General features: G+C 69.2%; 14 protein-coding genes and 1 pseudogene. 6 read left to right on the forward strand and 9 right to left on the reverse strand.

Annotated features, from left to right (window positions below):
- Positions 1-13: 13 nt before the first annotated feature.
- A complete protein-coding gene (rplU, locus tag Q4A20_RS02575) occupies positions 14-334 on the reverse strand; it encodes a 50S ribosomal protein L21 (RefSeq protein WP_303119923.1) in 321 nt (106 codons plus the stop codon).
- 187 nt (positions 335-521) lie between these two features.
- A complete protein-coding gene (locus Q4A20_RS02580; RefSeq protein WP_303119926.1) occupies positions 522-3,236 on the reverse strand; it encodes an Rne/Rng family ribonuclease in 2,715 nt (904 codons plus the stop codon).
- 482 nt (positions 3,237-3,718) lie between these two features.
- Between Q4A20_RS02580 and Q4A20_RS02585 the strand changes: the two genes are divergently transcribed.
- The 5 genes from Q4A20_RS02585 to Q4A20_RS02605 all read left to right on the forward strand — a co-directional run bounded on the left by Q4A20_RS02585 (position 3,719) and on the right by Q4A20_RS02605 (position 11,882).
- The gene (locus tag Q4A20_RS02585) at positions 3,719-5,224 is read left to right on the forward strand and encodes a cytochrome ubiquinol oxidase subunit I (protein WP_303119928.1); all 1,506 of its coding nucleotides are present in this window, start codon (positions 3,719-3,721) and stop codon (positions 5,222-5,224) included.
- Positions 5,225-5,319: 95 nt separating this feature from the next.
- Complete coding sequence (gene cydB, locus Q4A20_RS02590; RefSeq protein WP_303119931.1) at positions 5,320-6,447, forward strand: cytochrome d ubiquinol oxidase subunit II; 1,128 nt, start codon at positions 5,320-5,322, stop codon at positions 6,445-6,447.
- Between the two features lie 65 nt (positions 6,448-6,512).
- Positions 6,513-8,261 carry a thiol reductant ABC exporter subunit CydD gene (cydD, locus tag Q4A20_RS02595; RefSeq protein WP_303119933.1) on the forward strand — a complete coding sequence of 583 codons (1,749 nt, stop codon included), beginning with the start codon at positions 6,513-6,515 and terminating at the stop codon, positions 8,259-8,261.
- Positions 8,258-10,069, forward strand: coding sequence for a thiol reductant ABC exporter subunit CydC (gene cydC, locus Q4A20_RS02600; protein WP_303119935.1), 1,812 nt, complete (start codon positions 8,258-8,260; stop codon positions 10,067-10,069). The genes cydD and cydC overlap by 4 nt, the downstream gene beginning before the upstream one ends.
- Positions 10,062-11,882, forward strand: coding sequence for a GAF domain-containing protein (locus tag Q4A20_RS02605; RefSeq protein WP_303119938.1), 1,821 nt, complete (start codon positions 10,062-10,064; stop codon positions 11,880-11,882). Before cydC ends, Q4A20_RS02605 begins: the two co-directional genes overlap by 8 nt.
- Positions 11,883-11,970: 88 nt before the next feature.
- On the opposite strand, the gene Q4A20_RS02610 is transcribed toward Q4A20_RS02605, so the two are convergent.
- From Q4A20_RS02610 to Q4A20_RS02640, 7 genes are all read right to left on the reverse strand, one after another.
- The gene (locus Q4A20_RS02610) at positions 11,971-12,624 is read right to left on the reverse strand and encodes a response regulator transcription factor (protein ID WP_303119939.1); all 654 of its coding nucleotides are present in this window, start codon (positions 12,622-12,624) and stop codon (positions 11,971-11,973) included.
- A 53-nt stretch (positions 12,625-12,677) separates the two neighbouring features.
- The gene (mutM, locus tag Q4A20_RS02615) at positions 12,678-13,727 is read right to left on the reverse strand and encodes a bifunctional DNA-formamidopyrimidine glycosylase/DNA-(apurinic or apyrimidinic site) lyase (RefSeq protein WP_303119940.1); all 1,050 of its coding nucleotides are present in this window, start codon (positions 13,725-13,727) and stop codon (positions 12,678-12,680) included.
- Positions 13,728-13,733: 6 nt separating this feature from the next.
- Positions 13,734-14,564, reverse strand: coding sequence for a ribonuclease III (gene rnc / locus Q4A20_RS02620; RefSeq protein WP_303119942.1), 831 nt, complete (start codon positions 14,562-14,564; stop codon positions 13,734-13,736).
- Positions 14,564-15,166 (reverse strand): DUF177 domain-containing protein, encoded by a 603-nt coding sequence (locus tag Q4A20_RS02625; RefSeq protein ID WP_303119943.1) that lies wholly within the window; start codon positions 15,164-15,166, stop codon positions 14,564-14,566. The genes rnc and Q4A20_RS02625 overlap by 1 nt, the downstream gene beginning before the upstream one ends.
- A gap of 61 nt (positions 15,167-15,227) precedes the next feature.
- A complete protein-coding gene (locus Q4A20_RS02630; protein ID WP_303119946.1) occupies positions 15,228-15,818 on the reverse strand; it encodes an ATPase in 591 nt (196 codons plus the stop codon).
- Entirely contained in the window at positions 15,815-16,384 is a 570-nt protein-coding gene (gene coaD, locus Q4A20_RS02635; RefSeq protein ID WP_303119948.1) for a pantetheine-phosphate adenylyltransferase, read from the reverse strand. Before coaD ends, Q4A20_RS02630 begins: the two co-directional genes overlap by 4 nt.
- A gap of 131 nt (positions 16,385-16,515) precedes the next feature.
- Entirely contained in the window at positions 16,516-19,884 is a 3,369-nt protein-coding gene (locus Q4A20_RS02640) for a glycoside hydrolase family 2 TIM barrel-domain containing protein (protein WP_303119951.1), read from the reverse strand.
- Between the two features lie 387 nt (positions 19,885-20,271).
- On the opposite strand from Q4A20_RS02640, the pseudogene Q4A20_RS02645 reads away from it, so the two are divergent.
- Positions 20,272-20,511: pseudogene (locus tag Q4A20_RS02645) on the forward strand (S-ribosylhomocysteine lyase); the annotation flags it as partial.
- Between the last annotated feature and the right edge of the window lie 132 nt (positions 20,512-20,643).

A 20,643-nucleotide genomic window follows, 5' to 3' on the forward strand; every position in this document is an offset into this window, starting at 1 on the left:
GCGGTGCGCCCACTCAGCCGATCGCGGTGACCTTGATGGCGGTGAGCTTGGCGCGGTGCCCCTGGCGCTTGCGGTAACCCGTCTTGTTCTTGAACTTCAGGATGTTGATCTTGGGGCCCTTCTCATCCCCGACGATCTCAGCCTTGACGGTGGTGTCGGCCAAGTCCGCGGCGGAAGCGGTCACCTTGTCTCCATCCACCAGCATTACGGGGGCGAGGGAGACCTCGTCGCCGACCTCGCCGGCAAGCCTGTCGACAACCACGACGTCACCGACGGAGACCTTCTCCTGACGGCCGCCGGCCTTGACGATCGCGTAGACCACTTGACTGCTCATCTCTGTCGTTTCTTCTAGCCACCCGCTCCCGGGAGCACTGCTCCACCGCTCACGGGCAACTACCTTGGCAATGGTGCGGAACGCACCGCCGGACTACTTTATGCGATCCGGCGGGCGACACCAACCCGCAGACGTCCGCAGGACCTGTGTTCTTCCGCACCCCTGCGCCCGCATATGTCCCCGCCGCTCAGGATGACTGCGGAGCGGCTGCCGCCTCCTTGTCCTTCTGAGCGCGCTCATGGGCGTGCTCATGGGCATGTTCGGAGGCCGCCGCGATCTGGGCGAGAGCACCACGGACCACCGATCGAGTGGCCTCATCCTGTCCCGGAGCCTCGGACCGACTGGAGGACTTGCCGCGACCGGAGGACTTGCCGGATTTGCCGCTCCCCTTCGAGGAGGACTTGGCCGGGGCGCCGGCGTCCTCCCGGCCGCGCCGCCCCCGCCCGGAGCCCGCGCCGCGACTCGCGGAGACGGACATGTCGACCGCCTGGTTCTCCACCGGGGTGTCATGCACGATGAATCCGCGCCCCCCGCAGCACTCGCAGGGCGTGGAGAAGGCCTCCACCAGCCCCTGGCCGACGCGTTTGCGGGTCATCTGCACCAGGCCCAACGAGGTGACCTCCGTGACCTGATGCCGGGTGCGGTCACGCCCCAGGCACTCCACCAGGCGGCGCAGCACCAGGTCCCGGTTGGACTCCAGCACCATGTCCACGAAGTCGATCACCACCATGCCCCCGATGTCGCGCAATCGCAGCTGGCGGACAATCTCCTCCGCGGCCTCGAGGTTGTTGCGGGTAATCGTCTCCTCCAGAGTGCCTTCCGCCCCGCCGGTGAAACGTCCGGTGTTGACGTCGATGACGGTCATCGCCTCGGTGCGGTCGATGACGAGTGTGCCGCCGCTGGGCAGCCACACCTTCCGGTCGAAGCCCTTGGCGAGCTGCTCGTCAATGCGGTGCGCCGTAAACACGTCCTCTTTGTCGACCCAGTGCTCCAGCCGGTCAGTCAGCTCGGGGCTGAGGTCACCTACGTAGGTGGAGATGGTTTTCCAGGCGTCGGGCCCCTGAACGATGAGCTTACGGAAGTCCTCGTTGAAGACGTCACGCACCACACGCACGGCCAACTCGGGCTCCTCCTTAAGCAGCACGGGCGCCTTCCCGGAGCCCCTGAGCACCTGGGAGGACTTCTTATCGATGGCCTCCCACTGGGTCACGAGTCGTTTGACGTCGTCGGCGAGTTGCTGCTCTCCGGCGCCCTCGGCGGCAGTGCGCACGATCACTCCGGCGTCGTCTGGGACGATCCGTTTGAGGATCTTCTTCAGGCGGTTGCGCTCGGTATCGGGAAGCTTGCGGGAGATGCCGGTCATGGTGCCGCCGGGCACCAGCACCAGGTAGCGGCCGGCCAGAGTGATCTGGCTGGTCAGGCGGGCACCCTTATGGCCGATCGGGTCTTTGGTGACCTGCACCAGGACGGTGTCGCCCGCCTTCAGCGCATCCTCGATGCGGCGCGGCTTACCCTCCATACCGGCCGCGTCCCAGTTGACCTCGCCCGCGTACAGCACGGCGTTGCGGCCCTTGCCGATGTCCACGAAGGCCGCCTCCATCGAAGGCAGCACGTTCTGTACGCGGCCGACATACACATTGCCGACCAACGATGTCTGGGTGTGCCGGGCCACGTAATGCTCCACCAGCAACCCGTCCTCCAGAACGGCGATCTGGTTCAGCCCGTCCTGTTCGCGTACCACCATCTGCCGGTCGACGCTCTCGCGGCGGGCGAGGAATTCGGCCTCGGTGATGATGGGACGACGGCGACCGGCGGCGCGTCCCTCACGGCGCCGCTGCCGCTTGGCCTCCAGCCGAGTGGAACCCTTGAGCGCAGTGATCTCGTCACGGGACGCATCGGAGCGGCTGCGGGAGCGACGCCTACGACGACGCGAACCGACACTCCCCTCCGGGGCCGGGACGGGCGCCTGCTCGGAGTCCACATCACCCTGCGCGTCGGCAGTAGTATCCGCGACCTCGCCGGACTCCTCGGGGTTCTCCTCGGCCGCCTCGGAACGGGAGCGGGCACGCCGTCCGCGTCCACCGCGGCGACGCTTACGTCGACCGGCGCCAGTTTCTTTGGTGTCTTCGTCCCCCTCGGCTATGGCGATGTCCTCGGCGCCACCCTCGACGTCGGCGGAAGCCTCGACGTCTCCAGAGTCGTCGGGGGCGAGGCGGCCGCGACGCCCGGAGGGCGCGGCCTCCTCCACGTGGGCGGGGGCCGTGGTGGCGGCAGTGGCCCGACGGCGCCGGCGGCGGGCCACGCCCGGCCGCGCCTGCGCCCCTTCGACCGAGGTGTCGGAGCCTTGGTCCACGGTAGCATCGGCACGCTCTTCTGAGACCGTGTCCCGCTGTGGGGCGGTGTTGGTGCCGGATCTGGCCGGCTCGGCCTGGGCGGGGGCGGTGGCGGCGACTTTTACCTTGCGGCGCCGACGCCGGGCGAGCGCCGGGTCGGGCGCCTGGAACAGCAGTGAGGCGGCCGGCAACTGCCGCTCCTCCGGCTCTGGGCGCTCTTCCGCCGGGGTGATCGGGGAGGCATCTGTCTGCGGAGCATCGTCATGCTCCTCCGGCGCGTCCTCGGCGAACTCGTCCGCATCGGCGCTCTCGGCGTCTGTGACGGGCGGTTCATCCGCCGGGACCGGAGTAACGTCGTCGGCGTCCGGATCGGTCGGCGTTTGAGCCGCGAGTTGCACTTCCGCGGCGTCGTCTACGCCATCAGGAGGAGTCTGCTCTAAGAGAGGTGCGGTTGACGCGGTCGTGACCCGGCGGTGCCGCCGCGTGGAGCGCTTGGGCGAACTCGTCTCATTGGTTTCCTCGGCGTCCCGCGAGGACGAGTCGGTTGAACGCGATGACGAGGAAGACATGGGTGTATCTGCACTTTCGGGCGCCCCGACCCCGCCGTACCCGCGGAGCCAGGCGCGGTCATGCTCCCCGGTGGGGAGCCAAAAGCCTACGTGTGCGCCTTGCGGCGCCGGACTGCGGCGGAACTCGCACTCACGGAAGTGCGGCGGCGCTCTGAGCGGCGCAAGTCTTCCGGGCGGTCTCGGCCGAGGTTCGGACACCGGTTACCGGTACGAGGCAACCGATGCCGCTGGGCATTATCGCACAGGCAGGACGTCCGCCAAGCAGCACATGGCCTCGGCGCCCCGTTATCTCGGCCACGGCGGACAGCCCCGCGGCCGCCGCACTCACCCTCCCCTTCACTCCAAGCCGAACGAACCTGATAACGAGTCATGCATCTTTCACGACTACCCGTCAGGCAGCCCCTATACTGAACTTATCTCCTCAGGGTTTCCACCAAGGATATACTTATATTTCTCGTGCTTCTTCGCGAAAGGCGGCGCAGATGAGCCTGGCACCGATGGCGCTCGACTCCCTCGACGCGGCTCGATGGCAGTTCGGCATTACCACCGTCTATCACTTCATCCTGGTGCCGCTGACGATCGGCCTGTCCCCACTGGTGGCACTGATGGAGACTCTCCACCTGCGCACCGGCAGTGAGCAGTGGCGGACGGCCTCGAGGTTCTTCGGCAACATCCTGCTGATCAACTTCGCCCTGGGCGTGGCCACCGGCATCGTCCAGGAGTTCCAGTTCGGCATGAACTGGTCGGAGTACTCCCGGTTCGTCGGCAACATCTTCGGAGCACCACTGGCCTTCGAGGCACTGCTGGCCTTCTTCATGGAGTCCACCTTCCTGGGCCTGTGGATCTTCGGTCGGGACCGTCTGTCCCCCGTGCTGCACAACCTTTGCATCTGGATGGTTGCCCTGGGCACGAACCTGTCCGCCTTCTTCATTCTCGCCGCCAACTCCTGGATGCAGCACCCGGTTGGCGCCGTCGTCAACCCGAACACCGGTCGGGCCGAACTGGACGGCATCGTCGGGTTCTTTGAGGTGCTCGGCAACGAGATCCTGTGGGTCACCGTGGCGCACGTGGTCTCCTCCGCCTTCCTGGTTGCGGGTACCCTCATCCTCGGGGTGTCCGCCTGGTGGATGGTCAAGGCGGCCCGCGCGGATCAGGACTTCGAGGCCCGCGCGCTGTGGCGTCGCCTGACCCGCTTCGGCGCGGTCACCATGCTCGTGGCCGGCGCCGTCACCCTGGGCTCGGGCCACATGCAGGGACAGCTCGTGGCCGCGGAGCAGCCGGCCAAGATGGCGGCCGCCGAGATGCTGTGCGAGACCGAGTCCGGTGCTGGTTTCACCGTGGCCGCCTTCGGCAGTTGCACCGACGGCACCGCCACCCACCTGGTCACCATCCCCTACGTGTACTCCTTCATGGCCACCAATGATCCGCACGCCGAGGTCATGGGACTGAACGACGCCCAGGCGATGTACGCCGAGCGTTACGGCGACGGCGTGGACTACACCCCCAACGAGATGGTCACTTTCTGGTCCTTCCGGCTCATGATCGGTCTGGGCACGCTTGCCATCGCCATTGGCGCCGCCGCCCTGTGGCTCACGCGTCGGGGCCGCCTGGTCGACTCCCCGCTACTGGGCAGGATCGCACTGTGGAGCATGTGGCTGCCCTTCGTCGCCGCAACATTCGGCTGGATCATGACCGAGATGGGCCGACAGCCATGGGTGGTGGTCCCCAACCTCGCCGATCCCGTCTCCCAGGTGTACATGCTCACCGCCGACGGCGTATCCCCCACAGTCACATCCGGCACCGTGCTGGTCTCACTGATCGGTTTCACGCTCCTGTACGCGGCACTCGGAGTCGTCTGGTTCCTGCTGCTGCGCCGCTACGTACGCGAGGGCGTGCACACGCAGCTCGACCCGGCGCGGAACCTCGACGAGACGACCCCGGACCATTCCGACGACAGGGCCGAGTCCCTGCTGTCCTTCCAGTACTGATACGGGCCCGGTTCGGAGTCCGTCCCATCCATACGCACGTTGCCCGCATCACGCTGATCACACAGCCGTCCGCCCCGACAAGCCTGGAGCCCGCCATGACACTGTCAGTCCTCTGGTTCATCCTCATCACGATCCTCTGGGTCGGTTATCTGACGCTGGAGGGATTCGACTTCGGAGTCGGCATGCTGTTGAGGATCCTCGGTCGCGATGAGCGCGAGCGCCGCGCCATGGTGCGTACCATCGGCCCCCACTGGGACGGCAACGAAGTCTGGCTGCTGACCGCCGGCGGCGCCACCTTCGCGGCCTTCCCCGAGTGGTACGGCACACTCTTCTCCGGTGCCTACCTGGTGCTGTTCGTCATCCTGCTGTGCCTGATCGTGCGCGTGTGCGCCATCGAGTGGCGCGGCCGGATCAACGACCAGTCCTGGCGCGACCGCTGGGACTGGGCGCACACCGTGGCCGCCTGGCTGCCCTCGATCCTATGGGGCGCCGCCTTCGCGAACCTGGTGCAGGGCATGCCGATCGAGGTGGTCGATACCGCCAGCGGCGGGGTCGTTCCGGCCGACGAGGTGCCCACCGACACACTGATTGCCGGGGCCTCGCACCAGATCACCGGCGGCTTCTTCAGCCTGCTCACGCCATTCACGCTGCTGGGCGGGGCCGCCACCTGCCTGCTGTTCCTCACCCACGGGGCCCTGTTCACCGCCCTGAAGACGACCGGCGACCTGTCCGCCCGCGCGGCCGCCCTGGCCCGCCGCTGCGGGGTGGTCTCCACTCTCGTCGCCGCCGTCTGGGGAGTGTGGGCGGCCGGCTACTCGGCCACCGTCTGGGCCTGGCTACCACTGGGGGTTGCCGCCGGGGCACTCACGGGATCCTTGATCAGCTCCTTCCGCGGCAGGCAGGGCCTGGCCTTCGGCCTGCACTTCGTCGCCATCGCCGGCGTGGCCGTCTTCATCTTCACCGCCATGGCGCCCGACGTGATGCGTTCGTCGATCGACCCCGCCTACTCACTCACGATCGTACAGGCGGCCTCCGCCGATACCACGCTGCTGATCATGACGGTGGTAGCCGTGGTGTTCCTGCCGCTCGTGCTCTTCTACACGATCTGGGGCTACCGGACCTTCTCCGCCCGCATCAACGCAGAGAGGATCGACCCCGCCGCCGGCGGTCTGCACCCCACCCGAGTGCGTGACAACGACCAGCCCGCACCCGGCGATCACTGAGGCCCACTTACCACTAACGGCCCTTTTCCAGGACTACGGTCCCACTCTGGCATTATCCTGTTGGGGTGAAGCCGTTGGATCCCCGCCTCATGCGCTACGCGGCCGCTGCCCGGCGCTATATCGCCACGACGGCGATCACCGGCGCCCTCACCGCACTGCTCGTCGTCGCCCAGGCCTGGCTGATCTCCCATGCCATCTCTCCCGTCATAACCGGGGCCGCGACTGCGTCGGAGGTGCGGGGTACGGCGGCTGCACTGACCGGGGTGGTGATCGCCCGCGCAGTAATGCTGTACGTGCAGGAGTCGCGGGCCCACCGGGCTGCCATGGACGTGACCGTAGACCTGCGTCGGCAGGTGCTGGATCGTGCCGCCGTTCTGGGGCCGCGCTGGCGCGCGGTCCACGGCGCCGACACCGCCACCCTGCTGACGCGCGGCCTGGACGACCTGGAGCCGTACTTCACCCGGTACCTGCCACAACTGCTGCTGGCCGCTACCGTAACTCCGGCCACCGGCCTGGTGCTGCTCACGCAGGACCCGCCCTCCGCGATCGCGGTGGCCTGCACGATCCCCCTGATCCCGGTGTTCATGATTCTCATCGGCCGCCTCACCCAAGCGCACTCCGACGCGCGGTTGCGCACCATGGAGCGGTTGGGCAGTCAGCTGCTGGACCTATTGTCGGGCCTACCCACCCTCAAGGCGCTGGGACGGCAGGCCGGCCCCGCCCGGCGGGTACGCGAACTGGGCCGCGCCTACAACGCCACCACCATGTCCACGCTGCGGGTGGCCTTCCTGTCGGGGGCGGTGCTGGAGTTCATCACCACCTTGTCCGTGGCGATCGTCGCCGTCGAGGTCGGTTTTCGGCTGCTGTATGGGCGCATGGATCTGGCCACCGGGCTGCTGGTCATCATGATCACCCCGGAGGTCTACCAGCCCCTGCGCCAGGTGGGTTTCCAGTTCCACGCCTCCGCCAATGGTGTGGCGGCCGTCGAGGCGGTCTTCACTGTGCTGGACAGGGCGGTGCCGAAGCCGGGTACGACGCCCGCGCCCGACCTGCGTATGGCCCGGATCGTGCTGGAGCAGGTGTCAGTGGCCGCCAGGGGCGCCTGGGCACCCGCCGATTTGACTGTCGAGATCCGGCCCGCGCGGGTGGTGGCGCTCACCGGCGCCTCCGGGGCCGGCAAGACCACCGCAGCCCAGCTGCTGCTGGGTCTGTTAGCCCCCGACCGGGGCACAATCCGGGTCATCGCGGCCGACGGCGAGGCGGTGGACCTGGCCGACGTCGATCCCGCCTCCTGGTGGGAACAGATCGCCTGGGTGCCGCAGCGCCCTGCAATCGTCCCCGGAACCGTCCTGGGCAATGTGCTCGGCCGGGAGCCCGACACCCGCTCCGGGGCACCCGCTCGGATCCCACCCGCCCTGGATGCCGCAGCCGCGGCCACCGGCTTCGATCAGGTTCTCGCCTCTCTGCCCGAGGGGTGGTATACGCGTGTGGGGCAGGGCGGAGTCGGCCTGTCGGTGGGGCAGCGCCAACGCCTGGCCCTGACCCGGGCGCTGGCCCTTGACGCTCCTTTAGTGCTGCTGGACGAGCCCACCGCCCATTTGGATGCAGCCGGCCAGGCCCAGGTGCTCGACGCCGTGGCCGCCCTGCGCGCGGCCGGCCGCACTGTTGTGGTGATCGCGCATCGGCGCGCGCTGGTGGCCATGGCCGATGACGTGTTCGCGGTCGTCTCCCGCTCCTCCCCCGGGTTGGAGCCGGAAGAATCCGGCTCGGGAGCCACCACCGAGACGCTCGTATTCGCCGGAGGCGATCGATGACTGCCGTCCTGACCCGGGCCGAACGCCGCGCCCTGCGGCGCGCCGTCACTCTGCTCGACCTGGATGGCGCCCGGTTCACCGCATCGGTGGCCGTTGGCGTGCTTGGACTTGCCAGTGCCGTCGCTCTGTCGGCGGTAGCCGCATGGATGATCGCCCGCGCCGCCACTGCATCGGAGGTGGTGGCACTCGGGGTCGCCCCGGTGGCGGTGCGTCTGTTCGGTATCTCCCGCTCGGTACTGCGCTATGGCGAGCGTCTGCTGTCTCACGACACGGCGTTGCGCGGCATGAGTGCTCTGCGTACCCGCCTGTACGAGATTCTGGCCTCCGCCCGCACCGACACGATCGCCGGTCTGCGCCGCGGAGACGTCTTGGCCCGGGTGGGGGCCGATGTGGATGCCGTCGGAGATCTGGTGGTGCGCTCCCTGCTGCCGATCACGGTCGCCGCCGCGCTGGGAGCGGCCACCAGCGTGGGAGTGGGACTCGTGTATCCCCCGGCCGGGGCGATCCTGGGGGTCTGCCTGCTGGTCTCGGGCGTGGCCGGCCCATTGGCGACGATCCGAGCCGCCCGTGCCGCCGAAATGGCCCGCCAGGAGCAGACCACCGACCTGTCCGCCACCGTGATGCACGTCTTGGACGAAGCCGACGAGTTGCGGGTTAGCGGTCGTATGCCCGGCTCGATGGACGCACTGGCCGAGCTGGAGACGCGGCTGGCACGAACCCGTGACCTGGGCGCCCGGCCGGCGGCGCTCGCCGCCGTCATCGACACCGCCGCCATGGGTATGGCGGTTCTGGGCAATGTGCTGGTGGGCACTCGGGCAGTCACCGACGGCCGCCTGGCACCGGTGTTGCTGGCGGTGATCGCGCTGGTGCCGCTGAGCGCCTTCGAGGCCTCCGCCGCACTGGGGCCGGCCTGCGTGCAGCTGGTCACCTCCGCCGGTGCGGCGGTGCGTGTCGTGGCACTGATTGAGGATGCCGAGTCCTCAGCCGCCGCCACGCCCATCCCGCGGCCGCTGCCCGCTGTAAGCCCGCACGGGCCGCGTCTACGGGCCCGCGGCCTGGCGGTGGGCTGGCCGGACGGACCGATTCTCGTTGACGACGTGGACTTGGACCTGGCCCCGGGCCGCCGCCTGGCGGTCGTGGGCCCGTCCGGAATCGGTAAGACCACCCTGCTGCTCACCCTCGCGGGACTGTTGGAACCGCGGGGAGGCGAGCTGACCCTGGACGGCGCCCCGCCCTGGAGTGCCGAACGGGCCGAGGCGGCCGGACGCGTCAGCCTGACCGCAGAGGACGCGCACATCTTCGATACCACGGTCCTGGAGAACCTGCGTGTGGCCGACGGCTCGCTCACCCCCGAGCGGGCGGAGGACCTTCTGCGCCGCGCCGGACTTGGAGACTGGCTGACGCACCTGCCCGATGGCCTGGACACGCGCCTGGGCTCGGATGCGACGACCGTCTCCGGTGGGGAGCGCCGCCGCCTGCTGCTGGCCAGAGCCCTGGCCGCGCCGGCCCCATTGATGCTGCTGGACGAGCCCGGAGAGCATCTGGATGCCGCCACCGCCGACCGCCTGGTGGGGGACCTCCTGCGTGCCGGCGCGCCCGGCCTGGCCGAAGCCCGCGGCGTCCTGCTGATCACCCACCGCCTGTCAGCCCTCGGCGAGGCCGATGAGGTACTGGTCCTGGGCCGCCCCGACCGCCCCATTATCGACGCACCCGCCACCGTCACCCGGCGCGGCTCGCACGGGCATCTGGCCGCCGTCGACCCCGAATACTGCTGGTCCCTCGAGCAGGAGCAGGAGACTCATGTCTGATACGCCTTCCTACCCCAGCAGCCCCGGCGCCGCGCCGACGGGTGGAACCGTAGGCCTGTTCCGCGCCGCGCTGCGACTGACGAGTTCGCTGAAGGTCCCGGAGGCCCTGAACCGGCTGGTGGACTCCGCCTGTGCGCTCACCGGCGCCGCCTGGGGGACCATCGCCGTCCCCGGGCCCGCCGATCCTGCCACCGCCTCCGCATTGACCACCGGCACCGCCACCGCCTCTACGGACGAGCTGGCCACCATGCTGGTAGGCGCGCCCGGCGCCGGTCCGGAGGAGTCCGGCGTCGTCGTCCGCAACACTCCTTCCCATGACGGCGAACGCTGCGGCGCCATCCTGTCCGCCCCACTACGGGTGCGCGGACAGGTGTATGGGCGCCTGTTCCTGTGCGACAAGCACGGCGGATTCACCGACGCGGATGTCACCGCGGTGCTCACACTCGCCGAAGCCGCGGCCGTGGCGCTGGAGAACGCCCGTCTGTACCGGGAGGCCCGTGACCGGGAGCAGTGGATGGCGGTATCCCAGGAACTGACCACCCTGCTGCTGTCAGGGGCCGATGAGGGAGACGCCCTGACCCTGATCGCCCACCGTGTACGGGAGGTGGCCCACGCCGATACCTCCGCCCTGGTGCTGCCCAGTGTTGGCAACACCTGGATCTGCGAGATCGCGGACGGGGAGCACGCCGAGGAGCTGGTGGGCACCTTCTTCCCCCCGGAGGGTCGCGCTCTGAAGACGCTGGCACGCCGAACCGGACTGATCGAGGACTCCCTGGCGGACGCCTGGGGGGCCTCGGACCTGCTGGTCGAGGAGCTGTCCCAGTTCGGCCCGGCCCTGTACGCACCCATGATCCACCGGGGCCGCGGTGTGGGTGTGATGCTGCTGCTGCGTGAGCAGGGCGCCGAACGCTTCACCCGGCAGGACCTGGAGATCGCCGAACTGGTGGCCGGGCAGGCGACCATGGCCTTCGAACTGGCGGACGCCCAGCACGCCGAGGAGATGGCCACGCTCCTAGATGAGCGGGCCCGGATCGGCCGCGATCTGCACGATCTGGCGATCCAACAGCTGTTCGCCACCGGTATGCAGCTCTCGGCGGCACGCGACCGGTTGCAGGCGGAGGGTGCGGCGTCCGGCACCGACATGTCGGTCGCCTGCCGAGCACTGGATGCCTCCCTGGCGGCGGTGGACGAATCAGTCCGGCAGATCCGCTCGATCGTGCGCTCCCTGCGAGATCGCGACGAGGACGTCAGCGTGGTGGAGCGGCTGCGACGGGAGGCCTCACTGGCCCGCACCTCGCTGGGCTTCGCCCCCTCCCTGATACTCACCGTCGATGGGCACGGCCTGGCCCAGGCAGAACGGGATCGAGAGGATGAGCTCATCGGCGTCATCGACGCCGCAGTCGCACCGGACACCGCTGACGACATCGTCGCCGTGGTGCGGGAGGGACTGTCGAATGTGGCCCGCCACGCCCGCGCCTCCTCGGTGACGGTGGATGTGAAGGTGGAGGGTCTGCTCACCTCCCAGCCGCCGGCCGGTCAGGACGGCGCCGCCTCCGGGGATGCCGAACCCTTCCGAGGTCAACCCGTGGTGGAGGTCGTGTGCCGGGACGACGGCGTGGGCGTGGATCCGACGGTCACGCGCCGCTCGGGGACAGCCAATATGGCCGAACGGGCCCGCCGCCACGGCGGTAGTTTCGTGATCGGCCCGCGGGCCCGCTCCGACGGCGAACGGCGGGGAACCTGCTTCACCTGGCGGGTGCCGCTGGAGGAGCCGCGGACCGTGCCCGGGCTTGACCTGAGCCTGGGCGCCTGACCACCCAAATCGCCGAGATCGGTAGAAGTTACGTGCCGAGATCGGTCGATCTGGCAGGGCCTGCCCATGAGCGGCCCGCAGGCACCCGCTACTTGCGCCGCCAGCCGGAGGCGCGCTGCCCGGCCACCCAGGCGGCGACCTGGGTGCGCCGCTGCAGGCCCATCTTGGCCAGCAGGGAGGTGATGTGGTTCTTGACGGTCTTCTCAGCGACCCCGAGCCGCTCGCCGATCTCCCGGTTGGACAGACCGTCGCCGATGAGTTCGAGTACCTTGCGCTCGGCATTGGTCAGGTCTGCGGTGGGATCGTCGTGATCCGCGCGACGGCGTGTGACGGTGCGCTCGTCCAGCAGCACCCGCCCGGAGGCGACCGCCCGCACCACGTCGCTGATCTCGGCGCCGTGGACCGTCTTGAGCAGGTATGCCCTGGCGCCGGCGTCGAGGGACTCGGCCAGTGCCTCGTCGTCGTCAAAGGAGGTCAGCACAATCGGCAGTGCCTCGGGCACGGACTCGCGCAGGGCCTGCATGAACTCGATACCGGTGCCGTCGGGCAACTGCAGATCTACGAGTACCACGTCGGGGCGCATGAGTTCTGCCCGGCGGATGGCCTCCGCCTTGGAGCCGGCCTCGGCTACCACATCGAGCCCGTCGGCGCGCTCAATGATCTCGGCGATACCGCGACGGACGATCTCATGGTCGTCCACGATCATGACGCGGACCGTTTCGGGCGCGGGAGCACTCTGCATAGACCGGAGACTATCAGCAGCGGGGACCTACGTCACAGTCAGATACCTATTGTTCAGGAACCGGCCCGCAGCGGATGGCGCGGCCGGGTCTGGCAGCGAGGGCAGAACACGTGGCTGCGGCCCCCGATCGTCTCGGCGCGCAGGAGCGCGCCGCAGCGTCGGCACTCCTGTCCGGCTCGCCCGTAGACGGCCAGGGAGCGGGCGAAGAAGCCGGCGGCGCCGTCGGCGTCCACGTACAGGGCGTCGAAGCTGGTGCCGCCCACGGCCAGCGCCCGCTCCATGACCTCGCCGGTGGCCTCCAGCAGGCGGGCGGTCACCCGCGGTCCGAGCGCCTTGCCCGGACGCAGGCCGTGCACGCGGGCGGCCCACAATCCCTCGTCGGCGTAGATGTTGCCGATGCCGGAGACGATACCCTGGTCGAGAAGCAGAGTCTTGACGGCCCGGTTGGACCGGCGCAATTTAGCCACGGAGGCGGGACGGTCCAGGTGCGGGTCGAGCAGGTCGCGGGCGATGTGGGTGACATCGGCCGGTATCAGTGGGTCGGGACTGCCCGCGCCGCCCGGCGCCCCGTCCGCGGTGGGCACCATGGCGGCCACGCGCAGGCCGCCGAACATGCGCTGATCCACCAGGTCGAGGGCGGCGCCTCCAGGGGCGTCACCGGGGATGGTGCTCAGGTGCAGGCGCACGCGCAGGTGACGCGGTCGTATACCGGATAGGTCCGCCGTCGGCGGTGCGGCGGCGGCATGCGGGGCGCGCGTGGCGGTCAGGTCCACGCGGGGCGCATCGGCATTGCCCAGGAATGCGCCGGCATCATCTACGTCAGAGTCCCGGCCGGCGGCGGTACCGCGCACAAGCAGCTGCCCGCTCATGCCCAGGTGGGCGACCAGTGCGGCTCCGTCGTCGAGCGGCAGCCACAGATACTTGCCGCGGCGTACCACTGCACTGAAGGTACGGCCGGTCAGCCGCCGCACGAAGGCATCCGCCCCTCCCTCTTGACGCCGCAGCGGACGGGGATCGAAAACCTCCACACGCGCCACGGCCCGGCCCGTCAAGTGGCGGGCCAATCCGGCGCGGACGGTCTCAACCTCAGGAAGTTCCGGCATCGGGATTCAGCGGCGCGAGTCCGGTCCGTCAACCTCCGACTCCGCGCCGGCGGTACCCGCGGCCAGGTCGGCACGCAAGGCTTCGTTGACTCCGGGAAGGTTCAGGCCTCCATCACCGTGGGCGGCCAGGATGGTGGCATAGGCGGCCTCGGCGGCGGAATGTTCGGCTGCCTTCTTGGAACTGCCGGCCCCTTCGCCACACACCCGACCATCTACGAGTGCACGGGCGGTGAACACACGCCTGTGGTCCGGGCCGGTGCTGGTCGCCGCATAGGTGGGGTTGCCCAGACCATGGACGGCGGTGAGCTCCTGCAGGCTGGTCTTCCAGTCCAAACCCGCCCCACGCATGGAGGCGTCGTTGAGGAAGCGGGCCACCAGGCGCTCGACGACGGCTCGCACCGGTTCCAGCCCGGCAGTCAGGTAGGTCGCGCCGATAAGCGCCTCGACGGTGTCGGACAGGATGGAGTCCTTATCACGGCCGCCGGACAGCGTCTCCCCACGACCGAGCTTGATGAACTCACCCAGGCCCAGATCTCGGGCGACAGCGGCCAGCGCCGGCTCGGAAACGGTCGCGGCCCGCATCTTGGCCAACTGGCCCTCAGGCAAGTCCGGGTGGGTGCGGTACAGATTCTCGGTGACGATGATGCCAAGCACCGAGTCACCCAGGAACTCCAGCCGCTCGTTGGTGGGCAGTCCCCCATGCTCGTGCGCCCAGGAGCGGTGGGTCAGGGCCAGGTCGAGCAAGTCCGCTTCAATGCGCTCACCCCAGCGGAAGACGAGTGTCTCCACATCCGCGCGCGCCACGGGTGTGCTTCGCTTCTTGCGACGCGACGCCATCAGCGGTCGTCCTCGTCGTCGGTCACCGCCGCGCGCTCCTCGTCCGCGGTCTCAGTCACCTCGGGCAGCAGCGCCGCCAACGCGGACCAGCGGGGGTCCAGCTGCTCATGGTGGTGATCGGCGGGAAGATCGTCCAGGCGCTGGCCGCACTGCGGGCACAACCCGCCGCAGTCCTCGCGGCACAGCGGCTGGAAGGGCAGGGCGAGCACTAGGGCATCGCGCAGGGCTGGCTCGAGGTCCAATGAGGCGTCACCAACCACAAACAGCTCATCGGCCTCCTCATCCCCCTCGGCGGCCTGGGCACGAGCCGCTTCCGCCGTGAAGTAGAGCTCATCGAAGGAGACGATCGTATCGTCTTCCAGGTCACGTAGACAGCGCACACACTGGCCGCTCAAATGGACGTTGGCACGCCCACGCACCAACACCCCGTTGTCCAGGCTGGTCAGTTCGGCATCCACCACGAGGGGACTGCCCTCGCGGGCGCCGATCATTTCGGCGCCGAGATCGGCGGGGGCGGTGATCTCCAGATAGACGTTCTTGATCGCCCCGATCTGCTGTGGCAGATCAACGATGTCGACGACGAGTCCGGCCGCAGTGGCCATGGTATTCCTCCTGAATGGTGTGCTGCGGACGTGTAATGTACCCGCGCGTTGAGGGATCAGCCTAGCGGCCGCCCCGATTCCAGTTGCGGGTGGTAGCCGGATCCACGGACCATCCGGCAAAGTGACGGGCGGCCTCCTGACGCTCACGTTCGGCGTCGAGGTTGTCTTCAGCCGCGCCGGCCTTCAGGCGTTCCGCAAGGGCCTCACGGCCGGCCCGTACCTGTTCGGCGAGCCTGTCTATCTCGGTTTGCAGAGCGGCCAGGGAGCGGTCGGAGTAGTCATCGGCACCGTGGCGCAGCCGCTCAGCGCGTTCCTCGGCGGTGGAGATGATCGCGTCGGCGCGGTCGTTGGCCATGCGCACGATGTTTTCGCCGGCCACCAGTCGTTCTGCCTGCTCCTGGGCGTGGGTCAGGATCCGTTGAGATTCCTCACGCCCCTGGGCGAGGACGGCATCGGCATCAGCCACGATCTCCTCAGCCCGACGTACCGCGGTGGGGACTGCCTGACGGGCGCGATCGATCAACTCGCGGGCGTCCTCACGCGGGACGATAGCGGAAGTACTCATCGGCAGCGAACGGGCGGAGGAGACGAGTTCATCGAGTTCGTCGAGAATGCGTAGTAGGTCGTCTCCGGCATCGGCGCGAGTGGTCACGGTTCATCCTTTAGTTCTGCAGGGGGTTCGGGGCGGCATTGGAGGCGATCTCCGGGCGGGGGTTCTCCCACCACGTTCTGAGCCCGGTCGGTCAGGGCCCGGGTCAGGGCGGCGGCGACACCGACAGGCACAAGGCCCGAGACGTCCCCGCCGTGGCGGGCGACGTCCTTAACCAGGGAGGAAGACACGTGGGCGTGGGTGGGTGCGGCGGCTAAGAAGAGGGTCTCGGGGGCGCCCAGCTCACGGTTGACCAGCGCCATGGGGATCTCGGCGTCGAAGTCGGAGCCGTTGCGCAGGCCCTTGACGATGGCGTCAGCACCCCGGTGCGCACAGAACTCCGCCAACAGGCCCGGGATGACGGCGACCTCCACACCGGGCAGGTCGGCCAGAGCGATCCGGGCGAGTTCGACGCGCTGCTCAATACTGAACAGGCGGGATGCGTCCTTGGCCGCGTTATGGGCGACACCGAGAATGACACGATCGAACAGGGTACCGGCGCGACGGACTACATCCACATGCCCGAGGGTTATGGGGTCGAAGGTTCCGGGATACACGGCAAGTGTCACGCCGCGAGGCTAACGGATCGACTACGACGGGCGGGGGACGCGCGCCGGAATCGGCGAGTGGAGCGAGACTGCGATGCGGCGGAGCGGGCGCGGCGAAGCAGGTGTGCCCGCCTCGAGTGCCCTCGGCACCATCAGTTCACATCTGCACCCAGCCAGGCCTCGATCACGACCGGACTGGGTGAGGCAGCCGCATCCGGACGCACGTCGGGGCCGCAGGAGCGCGAACCGATGCCGTGGTGGAGCGCGTCCAGATGCAACCACAGGTGCGTGTCCGGCCGCAGTTCCTCCACGTGGGCGGCTGCGGTGAGGTTCTCCAAGGACCAGGGGCTGATTGAGAAGGCCACCGGCGCCGTGTGCGGAACGATTACGCTCAGCCGTCCGGCGTCCTCGCCGCCGAGCAGCAGACGGCGCAGCCCGGCGCGAGTGCCGCCCTCCTGGGGGCGGACCGGCTGCTGCCACAGCGCATCCACATAGCCGCTGAAGACGCCATGGCGGGCAGCACCGGCGAGATCGGGGTACACCGGCCCGGGACCGAGTCCGGCCCAGACCGCGCGAGTCAACCACGTTGGCAGTCCCAGCCGGACACCCAGGCGGGGCAGGACGGCGGGCAGATCCCCGATGGGGATGATTTCGGTGCGCAGCCGCAGTCCGCCGGACTCGGCGGTGAGCGTGGTGGTGGTCTCCAGGGCCCAGGCCATCGCAGGTGCGCCACAATGGGTGCGCACAACAACGGCATCACCCGTGATGGCGGTGGCCACATGGCGTTCACTCATCAGGTGCAGGCGGGCCTCGCGCCAGCGGTCGGCCGAGGAGGGGCCTGGGCGTCCGGCACCGGCGCCTCGGTTGGCGGGGTTCGGCGGCACGTGCCAGTAGTCGATGGGTCCGTGCCCCTCGTCGTTGTCTGTGGGGGCACGCCAGATCGTGGTCAACGGGCCGACGACGCCAATGCCCCCCAGCTCCAGGAGCCGGCCCCGCTCATCCAGCCGGGCGGGGCCGAGGTCGATGCCGCCCCGCACTAGGACCGGGACCTCGCCGCATACGTCTGAAGCGCTCCGGACGGGTCGGACCGAAGGAGCCGAGGCCGGAAGCGTCACCTCCCGGGTGGACATGACGCGGCGGCCGAAGCCGTCGGCACAGGCCACCTGGGCCAGTAGCGACTCGGCGGTAGACGGGTCGATCTGCCGGGGCTCGACGTCATCGACGCCGGAGATAAGCGGGTCCAGCACGGCGGTGAGCACGTGGACGGGGCGGCCGGTGGCGCGGGCGCGGGCCACGGCGTCGACCAGCGCCGGCACTTCCAGATGCTCCTCCTGCCCGGCGGCGATCTGCGGCAGCGGAAGCTCACCTGTGGTCACGGCACCGAGGGTTGGAACCGTGGCGGATGCGGGGACGGCGTCGGAAACGTCCACGGTCACCTGCCAGGCGAGCGTGAGCCCGGCGGTGGCACGAGTGTGGAAGCGGTTGCGCACTCGGACGGTGCCGGCGCCGGAACCGGCGCGGCCGGCTTCATCGGCCCAGGTGGCCAGGACCGGGGCGACCGCGTTGGCCCAGGCGGTGGTGCCGGCGCTGGGGGTGGTGTCGGCGGACACGAGCCCATCGCATACGAAGTTGCCGTCGTGCACGCTCTCGCCGAAGTCACCGCCGTAGCGCAGGGCGCCACCGGAGCCGGGGCGGGGGTCGATAAGGGCGTGGTCGCGCCACTCCCATACGAATCCGCCCAGGTGACGGCGATTGGGCTCGACCTGCGCGGTGTAGTCCTCGATGCCGCCGGGACCGGTGCCCATGGCGTGCAGGTACTCGCACATGATGAACGGCAGGGTGCGCACGTGGACGTTTTGGGCGGGGGTGAGCCGGGCGGCGGCGTGCCCTGCCACGGCCACCGGCGTGCTAGCGGGAGCCGTAACGGCAGCGCCGTCGACGGCAACCTCCGCGCCGCGCCCGACGACGGCCTCGACCTCCTCCAGGGTCGGGTACATGCGGGAGTGGACGTCGGTGTAGGCGCCGGCGAAGTCGGCCTCGTAGTGGATCAGGCGGCCGGGGTCACGGCGCTTAATCCACTGGCTCATGGCGGCCAGGTTACGGCCAGTGCCGGACTCGTTGCCCAGTGACCAGAAGAGGATCGCCGGGTGGTTCTTGTCGCGCTCGACCATGCGGCGGGCGCGATCCACCAGGGCGTCGCGCCAGGCGGGCTCGTCGGCGGGGTTGCCCCGCCAGTCGTAGGCCTCGAAGCCATGGGTCTCCAGGTCGCACTCGTCCATGACCCACAGGCCGATCTCGTCGGCCAGGTCCAGCAGGCGCGGGTGGGGCGGGTAGTGGGAGGTGCGGATGGCACCCACGTTGTGTGCCTTCATGGCGGCCAGGTCGGCGCGGGCCCAGTCCGCGTCGAATACGCGGCCGCGGTGGGCATTGACCTCGTGGCGGTTGACGCCGGCGATGATCAGGCGGGCGCCGTTGACGCGCACCTGACCGCCGACCACCTCCAGGCGGCGGAAGCCGGTGCGCAGGCGCACGGTCTCCTCCCTGGCGGTGACCACGAGTTCGTACAAGCGCGGCACCTCCGCACTCCAGGGCTCGACCGCGGGCGCGGCCAGGCGGGCCGTCCCGGGTGCATCCAACTCGGCGGCGAGGTCCAATTCGGGGACCTGTACCTGCACGGGGAAGGCGCCGGGTGGGGCCGCCACGTCGACCTCAAGGGTGCCGGCACCCGTGGCGGGGGCGAAGTCGGTACGGGCGAAGACGTCGTCGACCCTTCCGGCGGGCCGGTGCAGCAGGGTGACGTCGCGGAAGATGCCGGGCAACCACCACTGGTCCTGGTCCTCCACATAGGTACCGGGCGACCACTGGGACACGCGTATGGCGACGGTGTTCTCCCCTGGGCGCAGCAGGCCGGTGACGTCCAGCTCGGAGGGCAGGCGCGAGCCCTGGGTGGTGCCGATCCAGGTGTCGTTGATCCACACGGAGGCGAAGGACTCCACCCCGTCCAGGCGCAGCACCTGCCGCGCACCCGCCTGTTCCAGGGGCCAGTCGGCGGGGAGGGTGAAGGTGCGCAGGTGGTCCGCGGTGGGGTTCTCGTCGGGCACGTGCGGCGGGTCTACGGGGATCGGGTACTGGACGTTGGTGTACCAGGGCAGGCCGCGCTCACCGGCGCCGGTGAGCACCCAGTGGGCGGGCAGGTCGATCTCGCCCCAGGGGCCCAGGGAGGCGTCAGCCGTGTCGAAGACCGGCACGAGGGGCTCGCCGTGCTCGTCCAGGCCTTCGGGATGCGAGCGCTGGTGTAGCCGGAAGGCCCAGGTGCCATTCAGGCTCAGGCTGGGGGCGCTGGTGTTTTCGGGGGCGACCCAGGCGCGCGGTGGCAGGTGGCGCCCGCGCCCCGGCCCGGGCACGGTGGGGAGCATCCAGTCGTAGGAGGGTTCGTGCGTACTGCTCGGCTGCCGAATCCGCGCGGGGTTGGAGTCGGGCAGTGGGCTGCGAGGCACTCCATCCGGACGTGAATCCGCCACAGCGTCTGATTGCGCTCCTGGCGTCCCGTCAGAGGTCGCTGACATGTTAGGCATGTGTGTCCCTCCCGACCTCGGCTAGCGGCAGCGGTACCGCCCCGCCGGTCACTCGTTGCTCCCTGGCGTAGCGCCAAGCCTACTGGCAGCGACATGCAGTGGCGTAGCCGCGCGCCGCCCCTCACCGAGGTCGGTCGCAATGACCATCGAGATCGGTCGTCGCCACGCATGCCAAGCTGGTTCGACACATGTCCGGAATCAACATAAACGCCGGAGCGCCCCGGCCCGGCAGCACAACCGTATGATGCCAACGATCGTCGGGACTCGTCTGGGCACGGCAGGTCTGTTGGTGCTGATTCTGGACATGGAGTCTCTCAACCGCGACCACACCAGATCGACTGGGGACCGGTCGGCTGCCAGACCGGCTTCTACGCACTCACGCTAGGGCTTGAGCCAGAAGAGTTCCTGCCGCTGCTGGAGGCGCCACGCCACGACATCCTTCAGACGACCGAGGTACCGGCTGCCGACGCAGTCCAGTGCGGGGCTCCCACCACTCACTTGAGACCGCCCGGCAAGCAGTCCGGAAGCTCCTCGGCCCGGGAGTGGGAAACCGTGTTCGCCGGCCAGATTTGAGTGGAGAAGTGTCCATCGGTGACCACTTTGACCTCCACCGGCGTATTGTCCGAATCGGAGTTGGCGTAGTTGCAAGGCTTTGAGGCAATTTCCTTTAGTTGCTAACAGCTCCTTTCCGCCAAAGTGGTCACC

Origin of the sequence: Actinomyces sp. (assembly GCF_030530635.1) — a bacterium.
Lineage (GTDB): Bacteria > Actinomycetota > Actinomycetes > Actinomycetales > Actinomycetaceae > Actinomyces.